The organism is Sagittula salina, assembly GCF_017813235.1.
Lineage (GTDB): Bacteria > Pseudomonadota > Alphaproteobacteria > Rhodobacterales > Rhodobacteraceae > Sagittula > Sagittula salina.
In genome coordinates this window covers 261998-278503 of record NZ_JAGISH010000001.1, presented here as the reverse complement: position 1 = coordinate 278503, position 16506 = coordinate 261998, and the positions used below count along the sequence as shown (strand labels likewise).

The 16506-nt window shown below is 64.7% G+C and carries 15 protein-coding genes; 7 read left to right on the top strand and 8 right to left on the bottom strand.

Annotated elements, in window-relative coordinates:
- Positions 1–104 precede the first annotated feature (104 nt).
- Both J5474_RS01270 and scpA read left to right on the top strand, forming a co-directional pair.
- A complete protein-coding gene (locus tag J5474_RS01270) occupies positions 105–1022 on the top strand; it encodes a hypothetical protein (protein ID WP_209358546.1) in 918 nt (305 codons plus the stop codon).
- Positions 1006–3135 carry a methylmalonyl-CoA mutase gene (gene scpA / locus J5474_RS01265; RefSeq protein ID WP_209358545.1) on the top strand — a complete coding sequence of 710 codons (2130 nt, stop codon included), beginning with the start codon at positions 1006–1008 and terminating at the stop codon, positions 3133–3135. Before J5474_RS01270 ends, scpA begins: the two co-directional genes overlap by 17 nt.
- Before the next feature lie 132 nt (positions 3136–3267).
- On the opposite strand, the gene J5474_RS01260 is transcribed toward scpA, so the two are convergent.
- The 4 genes from J5474_RS01260 to nhaA form a co-directional block, all read right to left on the bottom strand.
- Positions 3268–3888: a phage tail protein gene (locus tag J5474_RS01260; protein WP_245216176.1), complete on the bottom strand. Its 621-nt coding sequence runs from the start codon at positions 3886–3888 to the stop codon at positions 3268–3270.
- 33 nt (positions 3889–3921) lie between these two features.
- The gene (locus tag J5474_RS01255) at positions 3922–4533 is read right to left on the bottom strand and encodes a phage tail protein (RefSeq protein WP_209358544.1); all 612 of its coding nucleotides are present in this window, start codon (positions 4531–4533) and stop codon (positions 3922–3924) included.
- Positions 4534–4561: 28 nt separating this feature from the next.
- Positions 4562–5173, bottom strand: a complete 612-nt coding sequence (locus J5474_RS01250; RefSeq protein WP_209358543.1) for a phage tail protein — start codon at positions 5171–5173, stop codon at positions 4562–4564.
- Positions 5174–5360: 187 nt separating this feature from the next.
- A complete protein-coding gene (nhaA, locus tag J5474_RS01245) occupies positions 5361–6551 on the bottom strand; it encodes a Na+/H+ antiporter NhaA (RefSeq protein WP_209358542.1) in 1191 nt (396 codons plus the stop codon).
- A gap of 162 nt (positions 6552–6713) precedes the next feature.
- Here nhaA and J5474_RS01240 point away from each other — a divergent pair, with 162 nt between their 5' ends.
- From J5474_RS01240 to J5474_RS01220, 5 genes are read left to right on the top strand one after another with little or no spacing between them, the layout of a single operon-like run.
- The gene (locus J5474_RS01240; RefSeq protein ID WP_209358541.1) at positions 6714–7337 is read left to right on the top strand and encodes a VOC family protein; all 624 of its coding nucleotides are present in this window, start codon (positions 6714–6716) and stop codon (positions 7335–7337) included.
- Between the two features lie 30 nt (positions 7338–7367).
- Positions 7368–7847: a GNAT family N-acetyltransferase gene (locus J5474_RS01235; protein ID WP_209359473.1), complete on the top strand. Its 480-nt coding sequence runs from the start codon at positions 7368–7370 to the stop codon at positions 7845–7847.
- A gap of 53 nt (positions 7848–7900) precedes the next feature.
- A complete protein-coding gene (locus tag J5474_RS01230; protein ID WP_209358540.1) occupies positions 7901–8581 on the top strand; it encodes a molecular chaperone DjiA in 681 nt (226 codons plus the stop codon).
- Positions 8582–8592: 11 nt separating this feature from the next.
- Positions 8593–9594 (top strand): endonuclease/exonuclease/phosphatase family protein, encoded by a 1002-nt coding sequence (locus J5474_RS01225; protein WP_209358539.1) that lies wholly within the window; start codon positions 8593–8595, stop codon positions 9592–9594.
- A 44-nt stretch (positions 9595–9638) separates the two neighbouring features.
- The gene (locus J5474_RS01220) at positions 9639–10001 is read left to right on the top strand and encodes a hypothetical protein (RefSeq protein ID WP_209358538.1); all 363 of its coding nucleotides are present in this window, start codon (positions 9639–9641) and stop codon (positions 9999–10001) included.
- 155 nt (positions 10002–10156) lie between these two features.
- Here J5474_RS01220 and J5474_RS01215 read toward each other — a convergent pair whose 3' ends face one another.
- The 4 genes from J5474_RS01215 to J5474_RS01200 all read right to left on the bottom strand — a co-directional run bounded on the left by J5474_RS01215 (position 10157) and on the right by J5474_RS01200 (position 16276).
- On the bottom strand, positions 10157–11695 hold the full coding sequence (locus J5474_RS01215) for a Ppx/GppA family phosphatase (RefSeq protein ID WP_209358537.1): 1539 nt from the start codon (positions 11693–11695) through the stop codon (positions 10157–10159).
- Positions 11696–11774: 79 nt separating this feature from the next.
- Complete coding sequence (locus J5474_RS01210; RefSeq protein ID WP_209358536.1) at positions 11775–13085, bottom strand: flagellin; 1311 nt, start codon at positions 13083–13085, stop codon at positions 11775–11777.
- 342 nt (positions 13086–13427) lie between these two features.
- Positions 13428–14723 (bottom strand): flagellin, encoded by a 1296-nt coding sequence (locus J5474_RS01205; RefSeq protein ID WP_209358535.1) that lies wholly within the window; start codon positions 14721–14723, stop codon positions 13428–13430.
- A 260-nt stretch (positions 14724–14983) separates the two neighbouring features.
- A complete protein-coding gene (locus J5474_RS01200) occupies positions 14984–16276 on the bottom strand; it encodes a flagellin (protein WP_209358534.1) in 1293 nt (430 codons plus the stop codon).
- Positions 16277–16506: the final 230 nt, after the last annotated feature.

Below are 16506 nucleotides of genomic sequence, written 5' to 3'. Positions count from 1 at the left end.
CCTTTAACCGCATCATCATCCGTCCCGGCGCACCTTCGCGCCGGGTCCCGGGACGCGCATGGGGTGCGCCTGGTGGCCTCTGGACACGGGAGACGCGGGCCGGAATGGAAATCATCCTGCATCTCGGGGCGCATCGCACCGCCACCACCAGCTTCCAGCATTACCTCCACGCCCATCGGGGAACACTTTGGGAACGGGGGCTCGGCTTCTGGGGGCCGCACCGGACGCGCGACGGGTTGCTGCAGGACGTGGCGCGAAACCCCGAGTCGCCACACAAGGCGCGCCGCGCCGCCGGTCGGCTGCGACTGGCGCTGGAGGGGGCGCGACGCTCCGGCACGCAGAAACTGGTGGTCACGGATGAGACCATGCTGGGGTCCGCCCGCCGTTGCTGGCGCGCGGGGGAGATGTATCCCGGTGTCGGCGAACGCATTGCGCGCCTGGCGGTGGGCTTTGGTCACGTGCGCACGATCTCGCTGCAAATCCGGCAGCAGGACCTGTGGTGGGCGTCCGTCGCGGCTTTGCTGATTCCGCGTGGGGAGGGGCTGGCGGAGCCCGGCCGCCTGGCGGCCATCGCGGCCCACCCGCGCGCGTGGCGGGATGTGATTACCGACGTCGCCTGCGCCTGTCCGGGGGCAAACATCGTCGTCACACCTTTCGAGCGTTTCGCCGACCGGCCCGACCAGTTGCTGGCTACGATGTCGGGCCTGACGCGTCCACCGTCCGTCCGGCCGGGGAAGTTCTGGCGCAACCGTCGGGAGGCTGCGAGCACTTTGCGTGAAATCATCGCGGATCGGGGCGAAGACCCCGACTGCATCCCGGAGGGCGCGGGGCGCTACATGCCCTTCGATGACCGCCAGCGCGCCGCGCTGCGGGAGGCTTATGCCGACGACCTGTTCTGGTTGGAAACCGGGGCGGACGGGCTGGCAATTCTGAAATCGGATACCGGCACTGCGCGCCGCTCGCTGACAGGCGGCGCGCATGGGCCGAAGGAGAGAGGACGACGACATGACCGACCTGCCTGACGCGTGGCGCAAGACTGCTGAGAAGGAACTGCGCGGCAAGCCGCTGGACGACCTGACCTGGGACACGCTGGAGGGCATCCCGGTCAAGCCGCTTTATACCGCCGAGGATACTGCCGATCTGCCGCACATGGGCAGCCTGCCGGGGCAGGAGCCCTTTACCCGCGGGGTCAAGGCGACCATGTACGCCGGTCGTCCCTGGACCATCCGGCAATACGCGGGTTTCTCCACCGCCGAGGAATCGAACGCCTTCTACCGCAAGGCCCTAGCCGCCGGGCAGCAGGGCGTCTCGGTCGCCTTTGACCTTGCCACGCACCGAGGCTACGACAGCGACCACCCGCGCGTGGTGGGCGACGTGGGCAAGGCGGGCGTGGCCATCGACAGCGTTGAGGACATGAAGATCCTCTTCGAGGGTATCCCGCTGGATCAGGTGTCGGTGTCCATGACGATGAACGGCGCGGTGATCCCGGTGCTGGCCAGCTTTATCGTCACCGGCGAGGAGCAGGGCCATGACAAATCGGTGCTTTCGGGGACCATCCAGAACGACATCCTGAAGGAGTTCATGGTCCGCAACACCTACATCTACCCGCCGGCGCCCTCTATGCGGATCATCTCCGACATCATCGCCTATACCTCGGATCACATGCCGAAGTTCAACTCGATCTCGATCTCCGGCTACCACATGCAGGAGGCGGGGGCGAACCTCGTGCAGGAGCTGGCCTTCACCCTCGCGGACGGCAAGGAATACGTGAAGACCGCCATGCAAGCCGGTATGGACATTGACAAATTCGCCGGTCGTCTGTCGTTCTTCTTTGCCGTCGGCAAGAACTTTTTCATGGAAATCGCGAAGCTGCGCGCCGCCCGCCTGCTGTGGCACCGGATCATGACCGATCTGGGCGCGCAGAACCCGCGCTCCAAGATGCTGCGGACGCATTGCCAGACTTCGGGCGTCAGCCTCGCCGAGCAGGACCCCTACAACAATGTCATCCGCACCGCCTACGAGGCGATGAGCGCGGTGCTGGGCGGTACGCAGTCGCTGCACACCAACGCGCTGGACGAGGCCATCGCGCTGCCGACCGAGTTCTCTGCCCGGATCGCGCGAAACACCCAGTTGGTGCTGCAGGAGGAAACCGGCGTGACCAAGGTGGTCGACCCGCTGGCGGGTTCCTATTACGTCGAGAGCCTGACCAACGAGCTGGCGGAGCGCGCCTGGGAGCTGATCCAGGAAGTCGACGAGATGGGCGGCATGACGAAGGCGGTTGAATCCGGTATGCCGAAGCTGCGCATCGAGGAGGCCGCGGCGCAGCGTCAGGCTGATATCGACCGTGGTACCGATGTGATCGTCGGCGTGAACAAGTACCGGCGGGAGAAAGAGGATGAACTCGAAATTCTCGACATCGACAACGCGAAGGTGCGCGAGAGTCAGATTGCCCGGCTGGAAAAGATCCGCGCCACCCGCGACGAGGCTGCCTGCCTGGCGGCACTGGAGGAACTCACCCGCCGGGCCAGGGACGGCGGCAACCTGCTGGAGGCGGCGGTCGAAGCCGCCCGCGCGCGTGCATCAGTCGGAGAGATCAGCATGGCAATGGAAAAGGAATTCGGCCGCCATCGCGCCGAGGTCAAGACCCTCGCGGGTGTCTACGGCGCTGCCTACGAGGGCGACGAAGGCTTTGCCGCGATCCAGAAATCGGTTGAGCGGTTCGCCGAGGACGAGGGCCGCCGCCCGCGCATGCTGGTGGTGAAGATGGGCCAGGACGGCCACGACCGGGGTGCGAAGGTGATCGCCACGGCCTTTGCCGACATCGGTTTCGACGTCGACGTGGGCCCGCTGTTCCAAACCCCGGACGAGGCCGCGCAGGACGCCATCGACAACGACGTGCATGTGGTGGGGATTTCGTCACAGGCCGCCGGTCACAAGACGCTGGCGCCGCAACTGGTGCAGGCGCTGAAGGATCAAGGCGCCGACGACATTCTCGTGATCTGCGGCGGGGTGATCCCGCATCAGGATTACGAATTCCTCTACAATGCGGGGGTGAAGGCGATCTTTGGCCCCGGCACCAATATCCCCGAGGCAGCGCAGGATATCCTGCGCCTGATCCGCGAGGCTCGGTCCTGAGAGGGTTTCGCCCCGGCGGATGCCGGGGCGACCGACGCGCGCCCTGACAGGCGCGCGCCTGCAGGTCAATACAGGCCGCAGGGATGGCGGTTGCGACGCTTCAAGCCCCGAGAATCCCGGGATGCGCGGCCCTCAGGGGCGCGATGGATAGATGCCCTCGACGGCAACGCACCAGTTCAGAACGAGGTAGGGCGGCCGGTTCTCATGCGCACTGCTGCCGCCGTTACTGCTGAGAGTTGCTGCGTTCATATGCACTGCGGTGCCGGTGGTGCCGTAGTAAACCGCGCCGCGCCCCGGCCCGACGCCGGTTGCCGGTGTCGCACCTGCCGGCGACGTCTGCGTGCCAGGCGACTGCGCGGCCAGCATCTGGTGAACGTGCATCGGCATTTGCGGGGTGGTCAGTGTCACCCGCGCCTCGCCGCCTTGCTGGCCCAGGGGGCGGTTGCTCAGGCCCGGACCCCGGCCGGTGCCAATTGGTGTGCGACCGTTCAGGTTTGGCAGGGCAAAAGTGCTGATCCCGTCGCCACCGTAAGTGGAGCCATAAAGCGAGAATAGCGCCGTATTCGACGCGATCGGCAGCAACTGGCCGCCAGCCAGAGCGAAATTGCGCGGGCACCAGTTGAAGGGGAATGCCTTGATCTCTCCGATATAGGTATCCTGAGCGGAGGCAGGCGCGGCAAGGGCCATCATCACCGCCAGCGTCGCTGCGGCACGGCGCGAAAGCCGCGTGGCCCGGGTGTTGGATGTCGTCATGAAAATATCCTTTCGAATGACTTGTTCGGGCCGTCAGTTGCGGGACGGGAAAATGCCTCGCATAGCGATACACCACGTGTTGACGAGGTAGGGCATCCTGTTTTCGTGCGGTTGCGATCCGCCGGCCGCCGATACCAGTCCCGAATGCATTGGCGCCGCAGCCGGGGGGGGCGCGTAGGTGGTGATGTCGCTGCCCGCGCTTTGCGATCTGGCAAAGACGGCACCCTGTGGTTCCGCGTTGGTGGCGATATCGGATAGCGCGGTCACAGCATGGCTGTGCGCAGGCATTTCGTTCACGGTCAGCGTTACGGTTTCGAGGCCGCCCTTCTGGCCGACGGTGTAAGTGTCGCTGCCTTGCTGACCCCAGCCGACGGCGGCACGGCCACGCAGGTCGGGCAGGGCAAAGGTGGTGCGCCCGTCACCACCGAACTGGGTGCCCAGCAGCGAGAACAGCGCCTGGTTCTGATTGATGGGCAGGATCTGGCCAGCCGCCTGATCCCAGCCCCTGGGGCAGAAGTTGAAACCGAAGGAGCGGAGTTCCGAGAGGTAAGGCTCCTGCGCCCCTGCGGGCTGGGTCAGGGACAGCGTGGCCGCGAGCGCGAGAATCGCAAGGCGGGAACCTGTCCGGAATGCATGACGTGTCATCGTGGAATGTCCTGAAATTAAGCTGGGGTCAGTTGCGCGAAGGATAGATGCCGACCAGCGCGACGCACCAGGTGATGGCCAGGAAGGGCGCCATGTTGTCGTGTGGCATGCTCGAACCTTCAGGCTGGATGGCATTCTGTCTCATCGCCGAATTTGGTGCGCTCGGCGTATAGAGATTGCCTTGGCTGTTCGACAGGTGAGGTTGTGCCAACACCCCGTCTTCGGGATCGCCAGTGGCCCCCTGCACGTCGTTTGCCATCATCTGGTGACTGTGGCCGGGAAGCTGCGTCTGCAGCAGGGTAATCTGTTCCGAGCCCGCCCGCTGACCCCAGGCGGCGGGCGTGAGGCCGGGACCCGCGCCGGTACCGATATTCGTGCGTCCGCGCAGATCCGGAAGGCCAAAGGTCGTCCGTCCGTCGCCGCCATAGGTTGTGCCATAAAGCGAGAAAAGCGCGTCGTTCTGGCTGATGGCCAGAAGCTGGCCCGCCGCATCCGTCCAGCCGCGCGGACAAAAGTTGTTCCCGAAAGAACGGATTTCGCCCACGAAGCCCTCTTGGGCATGAGCCGCGCCCGCCAGCCCTAGGCAGATAAGTGCTGCCACTGCCACGCTTCGGCGCGTGGTCTTGCAGTCCCCTGTCATAATGGATGTCCTCGAATACGTTGAATGTTTGGCCTGCCGAAGAATGCGGCGGACCGGAAATACAAAAAAATGTGCAACCTGATAACGGACCCATTGAATGGTTCCGTAGGGTCATCTGTCAACCGCAAAGAGTATATGGGGCGGGGCTTTCCCGCCGGCTGTTTGCAGCCGGCGGGAAGGGGGCGCGTCAGCCTGCGGCGGTCGCTGCGGGGGCGGTGGCCTTTTCCTGCGTCGACAGACGCAGCGCCACGAAACCCATGATGCCGGACAGGATCGAGCCCGAAAGCACACCAAGCCGGACCGCGTTCATCAGACTCGGGTCGGAGAAACTGAGCGAACCTATGAAGAGCGACATGGTAAAGCCGATGCCCGCGAGGCAGGCGATGCCGTAGATTTGCGCCCAGTTGGCGCCCGAAGGCTTGCGCGCAAGCCCAAGCTTCACCATCGCGAAGGTGACTCCGAAGACGCCGAGCTGTTTGCCGAGGATCAGCCCCAGAGCGATGCCCATGGGCAGCGGTTGCAGCAAGTCAGACCAGGCCATGCCCTTCAGCACGACGCCCGCGTTGGCAAAGGCAAAAATCGGTACGATCACGTAAAGAACGTAAGGCGACAGCCCGTGTTCCAGAGAATGCAGCGGGGATTTACCCCACTTGTCCTTCAGCGGGATGAAAAAGGCGGTGACCACTCCCGCGAGCGTCGCATGAACGCCGGACTTCAGCACCAGCACCCAGAGGATCACGCCAAGGATCAGGATCGGCGCCACCCGGTGCATCCGGGCCCGCGCCATCCACCACATCCCGACCAGCGGAATGACGGCGAGAAACAGGTAGTCGACCTTCAATTCGGCCGTGTAGAACAACGCAATGATGACGATCGCCCCCATGTCGTCGAGGATTGCCAGCGTCAGCAGGAAAACCTTCAGCGATGACGGCACCTTGTCGCCCACCAGCGCCAGCACGCCAAGCGCAAAGGCGATGTCGGTGGCTGCCGGGATCGCCCAGCCCCCCACGGTGGCGGGGTCGCCCCAATTGAAGGCGAGGTAGACCAGCGCCGGCAGCGCCATGCCGCCCACGGCGGCAACGCCGGGCAGAACCACATCGGAGGGGTTCTTCAGCTTGCCCTCCAGCAGCTCGGCCTTCAGTTCCAGCCCGATTAGAAAGAAGAAGACGGCCATGAGACCGTCGTTGATCCACAGGATCAGCGGCTTTTCCAGCCCGTCGCCGTTCAGCGTCACGGCAAAGTAGCTGCCGAGCACCCCGTCATAATGACCGGCAAGGCCGGAGTTGGCGACGATCATCGCCGCTATGGCGGAGAGCATCAGCAATATGCCCCCCGAAGCCTCGTGGCCGAAGAAGCGGTCCAGCGCGCGAAGCAGCATCCATTGTCCTCCTTAAGGATATCTTTGGAATGGAAAATTCATGAGCCCTTCAGTCCGAAATAGGCACGTTGGCGCGTACATCAATGCAAAGGGGCGGCTTTTCCGCTTTGCAGCGTGGTTTCCCTTGGTTACCGTGCTGCGACTGCACGGAAAGTTTCCTTCATGCCCCCGGTATCGCTGACGCTCGACCACATCGCCGTTCTTGGCGAAACCCTCGCGGAGGCCGTGGATCACGTGGAGGCGGCGCTGGGGCATCCCATGCGTCCCGGTGGCAGCCACGCACGGTTCGGCACGCACAATCAACTGCTCGGTCTGTCGCCCGATCTTTATATCGAAGCGATCGCCATCGACCCCTCGGCTCCCGGGCCCGGGGACGCGCGCTGGTTCGGGCTGGACACCTTCCAGGGGGCGGCGCGGCTGGACAAATGGGTCTGCGCGGTCGATGACGTCGCGGCCGCGATCGCGCTCCTGCCCATGGCGGGGCGGCTGGTGGAGCTTGAGCGCAACGGCTTGCGCTGGATCATGGCGGTACCGGAAGATGGGATGCTGCCATTCGGCGGGCTGTTTCCGGCCCTGATCCAGTGGAAGGTGCCGGTGCCGCCGGGCAAGGCCCTGACCCCGTCGGATTCGACTCTTGAAGCGCTGGTGGTGACCCATCCGGAGGCTCCGGCACTGGAGGCCCTGCTGGCGCCGGTTCTGGACGCGCCGTTGGTGCGGTTCGAAACCGGCACAGCCGGACTTGCAGCGTATGTGCGGCAGAAAGGCGCGACGGTCGTCCTGCGATGAGCCAACTTCGATGAGCCAAATTCGATGAGCCTGCGCATTCGTCCCGCGGGGCCCGCCGACGCGCCCGGTATCGCCGCGATCTGGAACGCGATCATCGTGGATACCGCCGCCACCTTCACCACCCAAACCAAGACCGAGGCCGGGCTGATCGCGGACATGACGCAGCGCGGCGCGGCCTTTCAGGTGGCGGAGGACGCGGGCCGTGTGCTGGGCTTTGCCACTTATGGGCAGTTTCGCGGCGGGCCGGGTTACGCCCATACCATGGAACATTCGATCCAGCTTGCCGCAGAGGCGCGCGGCAGGGGGACCGGCCGCGCCCTGATGACCGCCCTGGAAGATGTCGCCCGCGCGCAGGGCGTGCACAGCCTCTGGGCCGGAGTATCGGGCGAGAACCCCGGCGGTGTCACCTTTCACCGTCGTATCGGCTATGCCGAGATCGCCCGCCTGCCACAGGTCGGCTTCAAGTTCGGCCGCTGGATGGACCTGATCCTGCTGCAAAAAATCCTCTGATCGTCGGAAATTCCGCTCCTGACAGTCGCCCGCACAACGGTTATGATGCGCCCATGTCGATCTGGACCCGCATTACACAGGCGCTCGCTGCGCTGACCTCCGGCGAAGGGCTCTCCGTGCTCTTTGACCGGATGCGCACGCCGCCGGAACGCTCCGTGGGCTTTACCATCGCGGTGATCGCGCTGTCGGCCAAGATGGCGAAGGCCGACGGGCTGGTAACCCGCGACGAGGTCACCGCCTTCCGCGAGGTCTTTCGCATCGCGCCCGAGGACGAAAAGGACGCGGCCCGAGTTTTCAATCTCGCCCGGCAGGACGTTGCGGGTTTCGAGGACTACGCCAGCCGCATTCGGGCCATGTTCAACGCGGATACCTCGACTCTGTGCGACCTGATGGAAGGCCTGTTTCATATCGCCATGGCGGACGGCCGGTACCACCCTGCAGAGGATGCCTTCCTCGAACGGGTGGCGGAGCTTTTCGGCATGCCGGAGACGCGTTTCCGCGCCCTGCGCGCGCGCTTCGTGCCCGACGCGGCGGACCCCTGGGCGGTGCTGGGCGTGACACCCGACATGGAACTGCCAGAGATCCGCAAGCACTGGCGACAACTGGTGCGCGACAGTCATCCCGATGTGATGATGGCACGCGGCGTCCCGGAAGAAGCGGTGAAGATGGCGGAAAGACGCATGGCCGACATCAACCGCGCGTGGGAGGAAATCTCCGCCCGGCAGGCCGCCTGAGGCGCGCCGCCTTGCGCCTCGCCACCTACAACGTCGAATGGTTCGACTCCCTCTTTGACAATCGCGGGCGGCTGATGCTGGATGATCGCTGGTCCTCGCGCCACGACGTCACACGGCGGCAGCAGGCAGAGGCACTGGGTATCGTCTTCACCGCCATGGACGCTGACGCGGTCATGGTGATCGAGGCGCCCGACACCTCCTCCCGCCGCTCGACCACTGGAGCGTTGACCCGCTTCGCGGAGGCGTTCGAACTGCGCACCACCGCCGTGGTCACCGGCTTCGCCAACGACACCCAACAGGAAATCGCGCTGCTTTATGACCCGGAGCGTCTGACCGCCCGCCACGACCCGCAATCCGGAACCGAGGCGCCGCGTTTCGACGCCACGCTGAAGATCGACCTCGACATCGACGCGACACCCGACATCGTGCAATTCTCCAAGCCGCCGCTGGAACTGGAGGTGACCACCGTCACGGGTCGCGTCCTCCGCCTGATCGGGGCACACCTGAAGTCGAAGGCGCCGCATGGCGCGCGCGGCCATGATCAGATCATGCGCTTCTCCATCGCCAATCGCCGCAAACAGCTGGCGCAGGCGATCTGGTTGCGCCGCCGGGTGGACGCGCTTCTGGCGTCGGGTATCGCGACGATCCTCATGGGCGACCTGAACGACGGCCCCGGGCTGGACGAATTCGAAAGCCTTTTCGGCCGCTCCTCGGTCGAAATTTTGCTGGGAGACGGCGGTCCAAGGCTCTGGGATCCGCACGCGGCACAGGCGCTGGCCTCTAAAATCAGCGCCCAGCCCACCACGGCGCGCTTCTACATCGACAGCCAGAAACGCTACCTGCAGGCGCTTCTGGACTACGTGATGATCTCGCCGGACCTGATGCAGGCGAACCCGCGCTGGCGCATTTGGCACCCCTTCGATGACCCTGGCTGCTGGCGGGTGCCCGAATTGCACGAGGCGCTGCTGACCGCGTCCGACCATTTCCCGGTCACGGTCGACCTCGACCTGTGACGCGTCCCCTTGGCGCGGGTGCCGTCGGAGCCTACATTCAAGGGATGAAAAGCACCGTTGCCCTGCTGTCCCTCGCGCTCCTTGCCATGCCCGTCGCGGCGCAGGAGACCGACGAAAGTTCGAGCCTGATGGAAGAGGGGGCCCGGCTGTTCTTCCGCGGCCTCATGTCGGAGATGGAACCGACGCTGGATGAACTGGAAAGCACATTGCGCGAGATGCAGCCCGTGATGCGCAATTTCCTGACGGAGATGGGTCCGGCACTGCGGGATGTGCTGGAGATGGTCGAGGATTGGTCGCTTTACGAGCCGCCCGAAATGCTACCCAACGGCGACATCGTCATTCGCCGCAAGGAGCCGATCACACCGGAGAACGCCGAACCCGACGCGCCCGCTGAAATCGAACTCTGACGGCTTACATCCGCGTTTTTCACCCGCGTTGCCTGCTCGGGCCGGCCGGATCCCGCCTTCTGCTTTTTCTTGGCATGAATACTCACGGGGGGCCGGGGGGGCAATTGGGTGTCAGGGGGCAATGCGCCCCGCCGCGTAACATCGGTGAAACGGGATTACGTGGCGACCACCCCAAAATCCTCCGCGCCCAGCGCCTGCGCCAGCGACCGGAAGCGCGACCGCGCGACCTCGCCATAGAGGTCCATCATGTCCGGGTCGAGTGTCAGAGACAGAGTGGTCCCGTCCCAGCTCATTCGTGCGTGCCCGGCCGTGGCCTCCAGCGTCCAGAGCATCGCGCCAAGCCGCATCGCCTTGCCCAGGACCTCGGCCTCCTGCTGGTGCGCGGCGTCGAGAAGGGCGTAGAGATCCTCGAACCGGGTTCCCTCGCGTTTGTTCTTGTAGCGGTGCAGCAGTGACAGCCCGAGATAGACGCGTTCCCAATGCTTCAGCCCGCCGAGATTTGCGCGGGTCGCGTTATCGAATACCGTCTCGGCCCTGTAGTCCGGATGCGCCCGCCAGCTGACATCGTGCAGCAGGCAGGCGGCGTGGATCAGGCGTCGCCGCGCCTCCGAGGCTTCGGGGAAAAGCGGCATCACGAAATCGTACAACTGCCGCCCAAAGCCGGGAAGGCGGGCGTCCTTGGCCTCGGCGAAACGGCAGGCCTCGATCAGCGGGTCGCGGTCGCGCAGAGCCTGCGGCATCTGTTCGAACAACAATCCCTCGCGGATGCCGTAGGAGGAAATCGCAATATCCGAGGGCCGGAAGCAGTCCACCAGCCGTGCCAAAACCTCGGCGGCATAGGGCACCAGAGCCATCCGGGTTGAAGAAACGCCAGCCGCCTTGCGCAGCGCCTCATGGTCCTGCTTGCCAATATAGGCAAGTGTCTCACGCACCGCGTCTGCGTTCATGCGGTACTCGTGCAGGACGTGCAGCGGGTAATCCAGCCGCAGCATGTCGATCCTCGCGATCGCCCGCCAACTGCCGCCGACAAGGAAAAGCCGGTCGCGCTGCGTGCCCATGTATCCGGCGAGCTTTTCCAGCTCAGACTCGATGTGTTTCTCGCGCACCTTCGGATCGTCGCCCAGGTCCTTCAGCTTGTAGGGGCCAAGAGCAGAGGTCATGCGCCGCCCCACCAGCCCGTCCCCGATTTCAGCAAGTTCCATGGACGACCCACCGATGTCGCAGACCAGCCCGTAGGAGCCGGGCCAGCCCAAAAGGACGCCCTGCGCCGATAGCCGCGCTTCCTCCGGCCCGTCGATGACGTGCACGGTCAGCCCGGTCTCGGCCTCGATCTGATTACGGAACTCCGACCCGTCCTCCGCGTCGCGCATCGCCGCCGTGGCCACCACAGACAGGCCCGAAAGCATCATGCCTTCCGCCAGCAGTCGGAAGCGCCGCATGGCGGCAAGCGCCCGGGCGCGGCCCTCGGGGTTCAGCCGGCCGGTCTGCAACATGCCTTCGCCCAGCCCGCACAGGATCTTCTCGTTGAAGAAATAGGCCGGGCTGCGCGCCGCCCCGTCAAACACCACCATTCGCACGGAGTTCGACCCGATATCCACCACGCCGACGCGGCTGAGTGCGCGGGCCTGGGGATCGTTGAACAGCGGACGCCCGAAAGGGTCCCAGTGGCCGTGGCTGTCGTCGTGGCTGTTCATGGCGCATCTCCCCGGTCTTGCCTCTCCCTAGGCCCGCCTTCGAAGCGGGTCAAGAAAGGTCCGTCCGGAGGCCTACGCCTCAGCCACGGAAGAGTTGCAACAGGTACTGCGGCGCCTGGTTGGCGATCGACAGCGATGTGATGGACAATTGCTGCTGCACCTGCATCGATTGCAGCTTGGCGGCCGTCTCCTCCATGTCGGCATCGACCAGCGTTCCGATGCCCGATCGGAGCGAGGCCGAAAGCCCCGATACAAAGTCCCGTTGCGTTTCCAGGCGCATTTCGGCGGAACCGAGCGCGGCAGACGCGTCGATGGCTGTGTCGATCAGCCGGTCAATGTCGGCCAGGGCGGCATCGGCCCCCTTGGCTGTGGACACGTCGATGTAGGACAGGGCACGCAATCCGCCGCCGATGGTGCTGGAGGCGTCGGCCGCGTATTGATCCACCTGAAGGGAGAAATCCGCCCCCGTCTGATCGGAGCCGGTAAAGGTGATCTGATTGCCCTCCGCCACCGCCGCGATGCCGCCGGTCGCCGTAGCGCCAAGGTTGGCCTCCACGTAACGGTTATAGGCGGCGGCCATCGCGCGGCTGACGTCGGCCATGGTGTCGCCGTCGCGGGCGACGTAGTTGATTTCGTTGCCGGTCACGGTATCGGCGGGGGCCGTGGTGCCGCCGGTGCTGCCGGAAATCGAGATGGAGAAACCGGTGCCCGCCGCCACGGCCTGCGCGGAAGATGTGCCGAAGGTGGTGGTTCCGGTGGCGGGCGTCGCGTTGCCGTTCAATGCAGCCGCCGTGGCATCGCCAAAGCCCGTAACGTCGTTCGCCCCCGCCGCCAGCGCACTGAGCGCCGTACCGATGCTGGACAGTTCGATACCGAGATCCTGCTTCCCGACACGGATGTTGCGTGCCGTGACCGTCTCGCCATCGGCGTGGTCAAGCGAGGCCAGCACGTTGACGCCACCGCTGTCTTCGGTCTGCGTCTGGTTTGTGAGCAGGTTCAGCCCGTTGAACTGTGCAGCCCCCACCACCGCAACCACCTGATCCCGCAGGGCGGCGATATCGGTCTGTATCTTGCTGCGATCGACGTTTTCCTCCTGTGCGGAAACGACCTTTTCCTTTATCTGGACCAAAAGGTCGGTCACCGTCTCCGCCCCCTTGCGGGCCACGGCGACGCTTGACTGTCCAAGGTTGAGGCTGTCGGAAATGCGGGCAAAGCCCGAGACATCGGATTGCATGGTCTTGGCGATGGCCCAGACCGCGGCATTGTCGCGGGCGGAACTCACGCGCTTGCCGGTCGAGATCATGCCCTGGGTCTGGGACATGCTCCGGTTGACCTGTTTGAGGGTCTGCAGAGCGGTCATCGCGCCTGCGTTCGTCAAAATACTGGACATGGCTGTATCCTGGTCGCTTACCTGATCGCTCGGTCGAACTCTGAACCGTGTTTTTCGGACTGCTCCTGTCGGAAGATCCGTCACGCGGGGAAGACCCGCGCCCGGTTCCCTGGACTGGCATTCTGAACCTGGGACTGGCATTCTGAACCTGCGGTGTGCCTGTCGCGGCGCCGCGCCACCTCGGGTAAGTGCCTCTCAACACTAATGAACAAACCTTTATGGCCTGCAAAGATTCGCTCCGGCAGTCTTTGCTCGCGTTACAAAAGGTGACGGCCCGCAAGGAGGTTGCGGGCCGCAGCATTGGTGTGGGCGCGCCCATTGAGGGCGCGCGCCTGGGGGCGTTTAGCGGAACAGCGACAGCAGTGACTGCGGCGCCTGATTGGCGATCGACATGGCCTGAATGGAAAGCTGCTGCTGCACCTGCAGGGCCTGCAGGCGGGCAGAGGTCGCTTCCATGTCGGCATCGACCAAGGTGCCGATCCCGGAGCGCAGCGCGTCGGTCAGGCCGGTGACGAAGTCGGACTGCGTCTCGATCCGCATCTGGGCCGAACCGAAGGCGGAGGCCGAGTCGATGGCGATGTCGATAAGCCCGTCGATCGCTGTCAGCGCCGCATCCGCACCAGACTGCGTGGTGACGTCTACATCGCTCAACGCCGAGAGGCGGCCGCCGATGGTCGTGGTCGAGTCGGACGCATACTCGTTCACCGTCAGCGAGAAGTTCGGGCCAACACTGTCATGTCCGGTGAAGGTGATCGTGTTGCCGCTGGATACGGCACCGACCGAAGTGCTCGCGCCCTGATCTGCCGTAGCGTAGGCGTTGAATGCCGCAGTCAGGCCGGACACCACATCGGCATAGGTATCACCCTCGCGCGCCACGAAGGAGATGTCGTTGCGGCCGGCGGTGTTCGTGAGTCCACCGCCGGCAGAGCCGGAGATGGCGATGGAGAAGGCTGTGCCTGCCGCCACCGTGCCGGTCGCTGCCGTGCCGAAGGTCGTTGTCCCCGTGGGGGCCGTCGCCGCGCCGGTCATCAGGAAGGCCGCGCCGTCACCGTCGCCGGCCAGGTTGTTCGCGGCACCAGTGAGTGCCGTCAGCGCTGCGCCGATTTCGGAGGCACCGGTGCCAAGATCCTGCTTGTTCACGCGTATGTCGGTCGAAGAGACGCTGCCGTCGCTGGAACGGTCGATGGACGCCAGCACGTTGATGCCACCCGTTCCGGCGGTCTGTGAGGTGTTCTCCAGTAGGTACTGCCCGTTGAACTGGGACGCTCCGACAACGGCCGAGATCTGGTCGCGCAGGGCGTTGATGTCCGTCTGGATCTTGTTTCGGTCGACGTTCTCTTCCTGCGAGGCGACGATCTTTTCCTTTACCTGTGTCAGCAGGTCGGTCACCGTTTCGGCGCCCTTGCGGGCGACGTCGATGGTGGCCTGGCCGAGGGAGAGCGAGTCAGAGATGCGCTTGAAGCCTGCCACGTCGGACTCCATGGCCTTCGAGATGGCCCAGACTGCGGAGTTGTCCTTGGCGGTGGCAACGCGCTTGCCGGTGGAGATCATGCTCTGGGTTTCACCCAGCGAACGGTTGACCATCTTCAGGGTCTGGAGAGCGGTCATTGCACCGGTGTTTGTAAGAATGCTCGACATATCGAGTGCGCCTTTCATCATGGCATGGCGTGTTTACGCCGGTTGTGCCGACCTTCCGGCCAGCTTCGGGAAAAGCGTCTTCTGACGAATGCAGGTGGCTTGCGGGCGTTTTGGTGCCCTGGGCCCTGCGATACGACCACCCGTGTTCCGAGTGGTGAGCTCCCCGGCCCTTTATCGGGCCGGGGAAGCGTCCCCGGGTCCGCTGCCCCGCCCCGGCTTTCTACCGGGGGTGGGGCGCGTCCCGGGGACGCTTCATTCGGTTAGCGGAAGAGACCCAGCAGCGATTGCGGCGCGCTGTTGGCAATGCTCATGGCCTGGATGCCCAGCTGTTGCTGGACCTGCAGGGCCTGAAGCCGTGCCGAGGTTGCTTCCATGTCGGCGTCGACAAGTGTGCCGATGCCGGACTTGAGCGCGTCGGTCAGACCGGACACGAAGTCCTTCTGGCTTTCGATGCGCATCTCTGCGGAACCGAAAGCGGCGGCCGAGTCGATGGCGATGTTGATCAGCCCGTCGATCGAAGCCAGCGCCGCATCGGCACCCGCCTGCGTCGAGACGTCGACGTCGCTCAGGGCGGCGAGGCGGCCTCCGATGGTGGTGTCGGAGCTCGCCGCATACTCGTTTACGATCATCGAGAAGTTCGGGCCGGTGCTGTCGTGACCGGTCATGGTCAGGGTGTTGCCGCTGGCCGATGCCCCGACCGAGGTCCCGCTGCCGAGTTCCTCTGCCACGTAGGCATTGAACGAGGCGGCCAGACCTTCGACGACATCCGCATAGGTGTCGCCCTCACGGGCCACAAAGGAAATGTCATTGCGGTCGGAGGTATTGGTCAGACCACCACCGGCGGAGCCGGAGATCGCGATGGAGAAGGCCGTACCCGCCGCCACGGTGCCCGTCGCCGCTGTGCCGAAGGTCGAGGTGGCCGTGGGCGCGGTGGCAGCACCGGTCAACAGGAAGGCCGCGCCGTCACCGTCGCCGGCCACGTTGTTCGCGGCGCCGGTGAGCGCGGTAAGCGATGCGCCGATTTCGGACGAGCCGGTGCCGAGGTCCTGCTTGACCACGCGGATGTCGGAGGAGGTCACGCCGTCGAACGACCGGTCGATGGAGGCCAGGACGTTGATGCCGCCGGAGTTGGCCGTGGTCGAGGTGTTCTGCAGCATGTACTGGCCGTTGAACTGGGCCGCGCCGACGACGGCGGACACCTGATCACGCAGCGCCGCGATGTCCGTCTGGATCTTGTCGCGGTCGACGTTCTCTTCCTGGGCGGAGACGATCTTTTCTTTGACCTGGGTGAGCAGCTCGGTCACGGTTTCCGCACCCTGGCGGGCCACCGAGATGGTCGCCTGGCCAAGCGAGAGGCTTTCCGAGACCTTCTTGAAGCCCGCGACGTCGGACTCCATCGCCTTCGAGATTGCCCAGACGGCGGCGTTGTCCTTGGCGGAACTCACGCGTTTGCCGGTGGAAATTTGATTCTGGACCGTGCCCATCTGCCTGTTGATGCCTTTCAACGTCTGCAGGGCAGCGGTCGCGCTGTTGTTCGTGAGGATACTCGACATGTTTGTCGCCTTTCGGTTCTTGGCGCCTTTGCGCCGGGATGTGCCGGTCTTTCCGTTCCGGCTTTCAGAACCGTCCTTCTGACGCTGCGGACCACGCCCTGATTGGCATGTCCGCGCCACTTGTGGTGCAGGGGGGAAATTGCCCTCTGGCGCTTAAGGTCTATTTAACAATTTGCGTCCCTCTGGGGGTCATTTTGAGGCAGCAAAAAGGCGTCGCGCCCAGATGTTGC

Bases quoted from the DNA above. Each gene is read 5' to 3' on its own strand.
- scpA (WP_209358545.1), top strand. From the start codon at position 1,006: ATGACCGACCTGCCTGACGCGTGGCGCAAGACTGCTGAGAAGGAACTG.
- J5474_RS01210 (WP_209358536.1), bottom strand. From the start codon at position 13,085: ATGTCCAGTATTTTGACGAACGCAGGCGCGATGACCGCTCTGCAGACC.
- J5474_RS01250 (WP_209358543.1), bottom strand. From the start codon at position 5,173: ATGACAGGGGACTGCAAGACCACGCGCCGAAGCGTGGCAGTGGCAGCA.
- J5474_RS01240 (WP_209358541.1), top strand. From the start codon at position 6,714: ATGCCCCCGGTATCGCTGACGCTCGACCACATCGCCGTTCTTGGCGAA.
- J5474_RS01255 (WP_209358544.1), bottom strand. From the start codon at position 4,533: ATGACACGTCATGCATTCCGGACAGGTTCCCGCCTTGCGATTCTCGCG.
- J5474_RS01230 (WP_209358540.1), top strand. From the start codon at position 7,901: ATGTCGATCTGGACCCGCATTACACAGGCGCTCGCTGCGCTGACCTCC.
- J5474_RS01270 (WP_209358546.1), top strand. From the start codon at position 105: ATGGAAATCATCCTGCATCTCGGGGCGCATCGCACCGCCACCACCAGC.
- nhaA (WP_209358542.1), bottom strand. From the start codon at position 6,551: ATGCTGCTTCGCGCGCTGGACCGCTTCTTCGGCCACGAGGCTTCGGGG.
- J5474_RS01200 (WP_209358534.1), bottom strand. From the start codon at position 16,276: ATGTCGAGTATCCTCACGAACAACAGCGCGACCGCTGCCCTGCAGACG.
- J5474_RS01220 (WP_209358538.1), top strand. From the start codon at position 9,639: ATGAAAAGCACCGTTGCCCTGCTGTCCCTCGCGCTCCTTGCCATGCCC.
- J5474_RS01205 (WP_209358535.1), bottom strand. From the start codon at position 14,723: ATGTCGAGCATTCTTACAAACACCGGTGCAATGACCGCTCTCCAGACC.
- J5474_RS01215 (WP_209358537.1), bottom strand. From the start codon at position 11,695: ATGAACAGCCACGACGACAGCCACGGCCACTGGGACCCTTTCGGGCGT.
- J5474_RS01260 (WP_245216176.1), bottom strand. From the start codon at position 3,888: ATGACGACATCCAACACCCGGGCCACGCGGCTTTCGCGCCGTGCCGCA.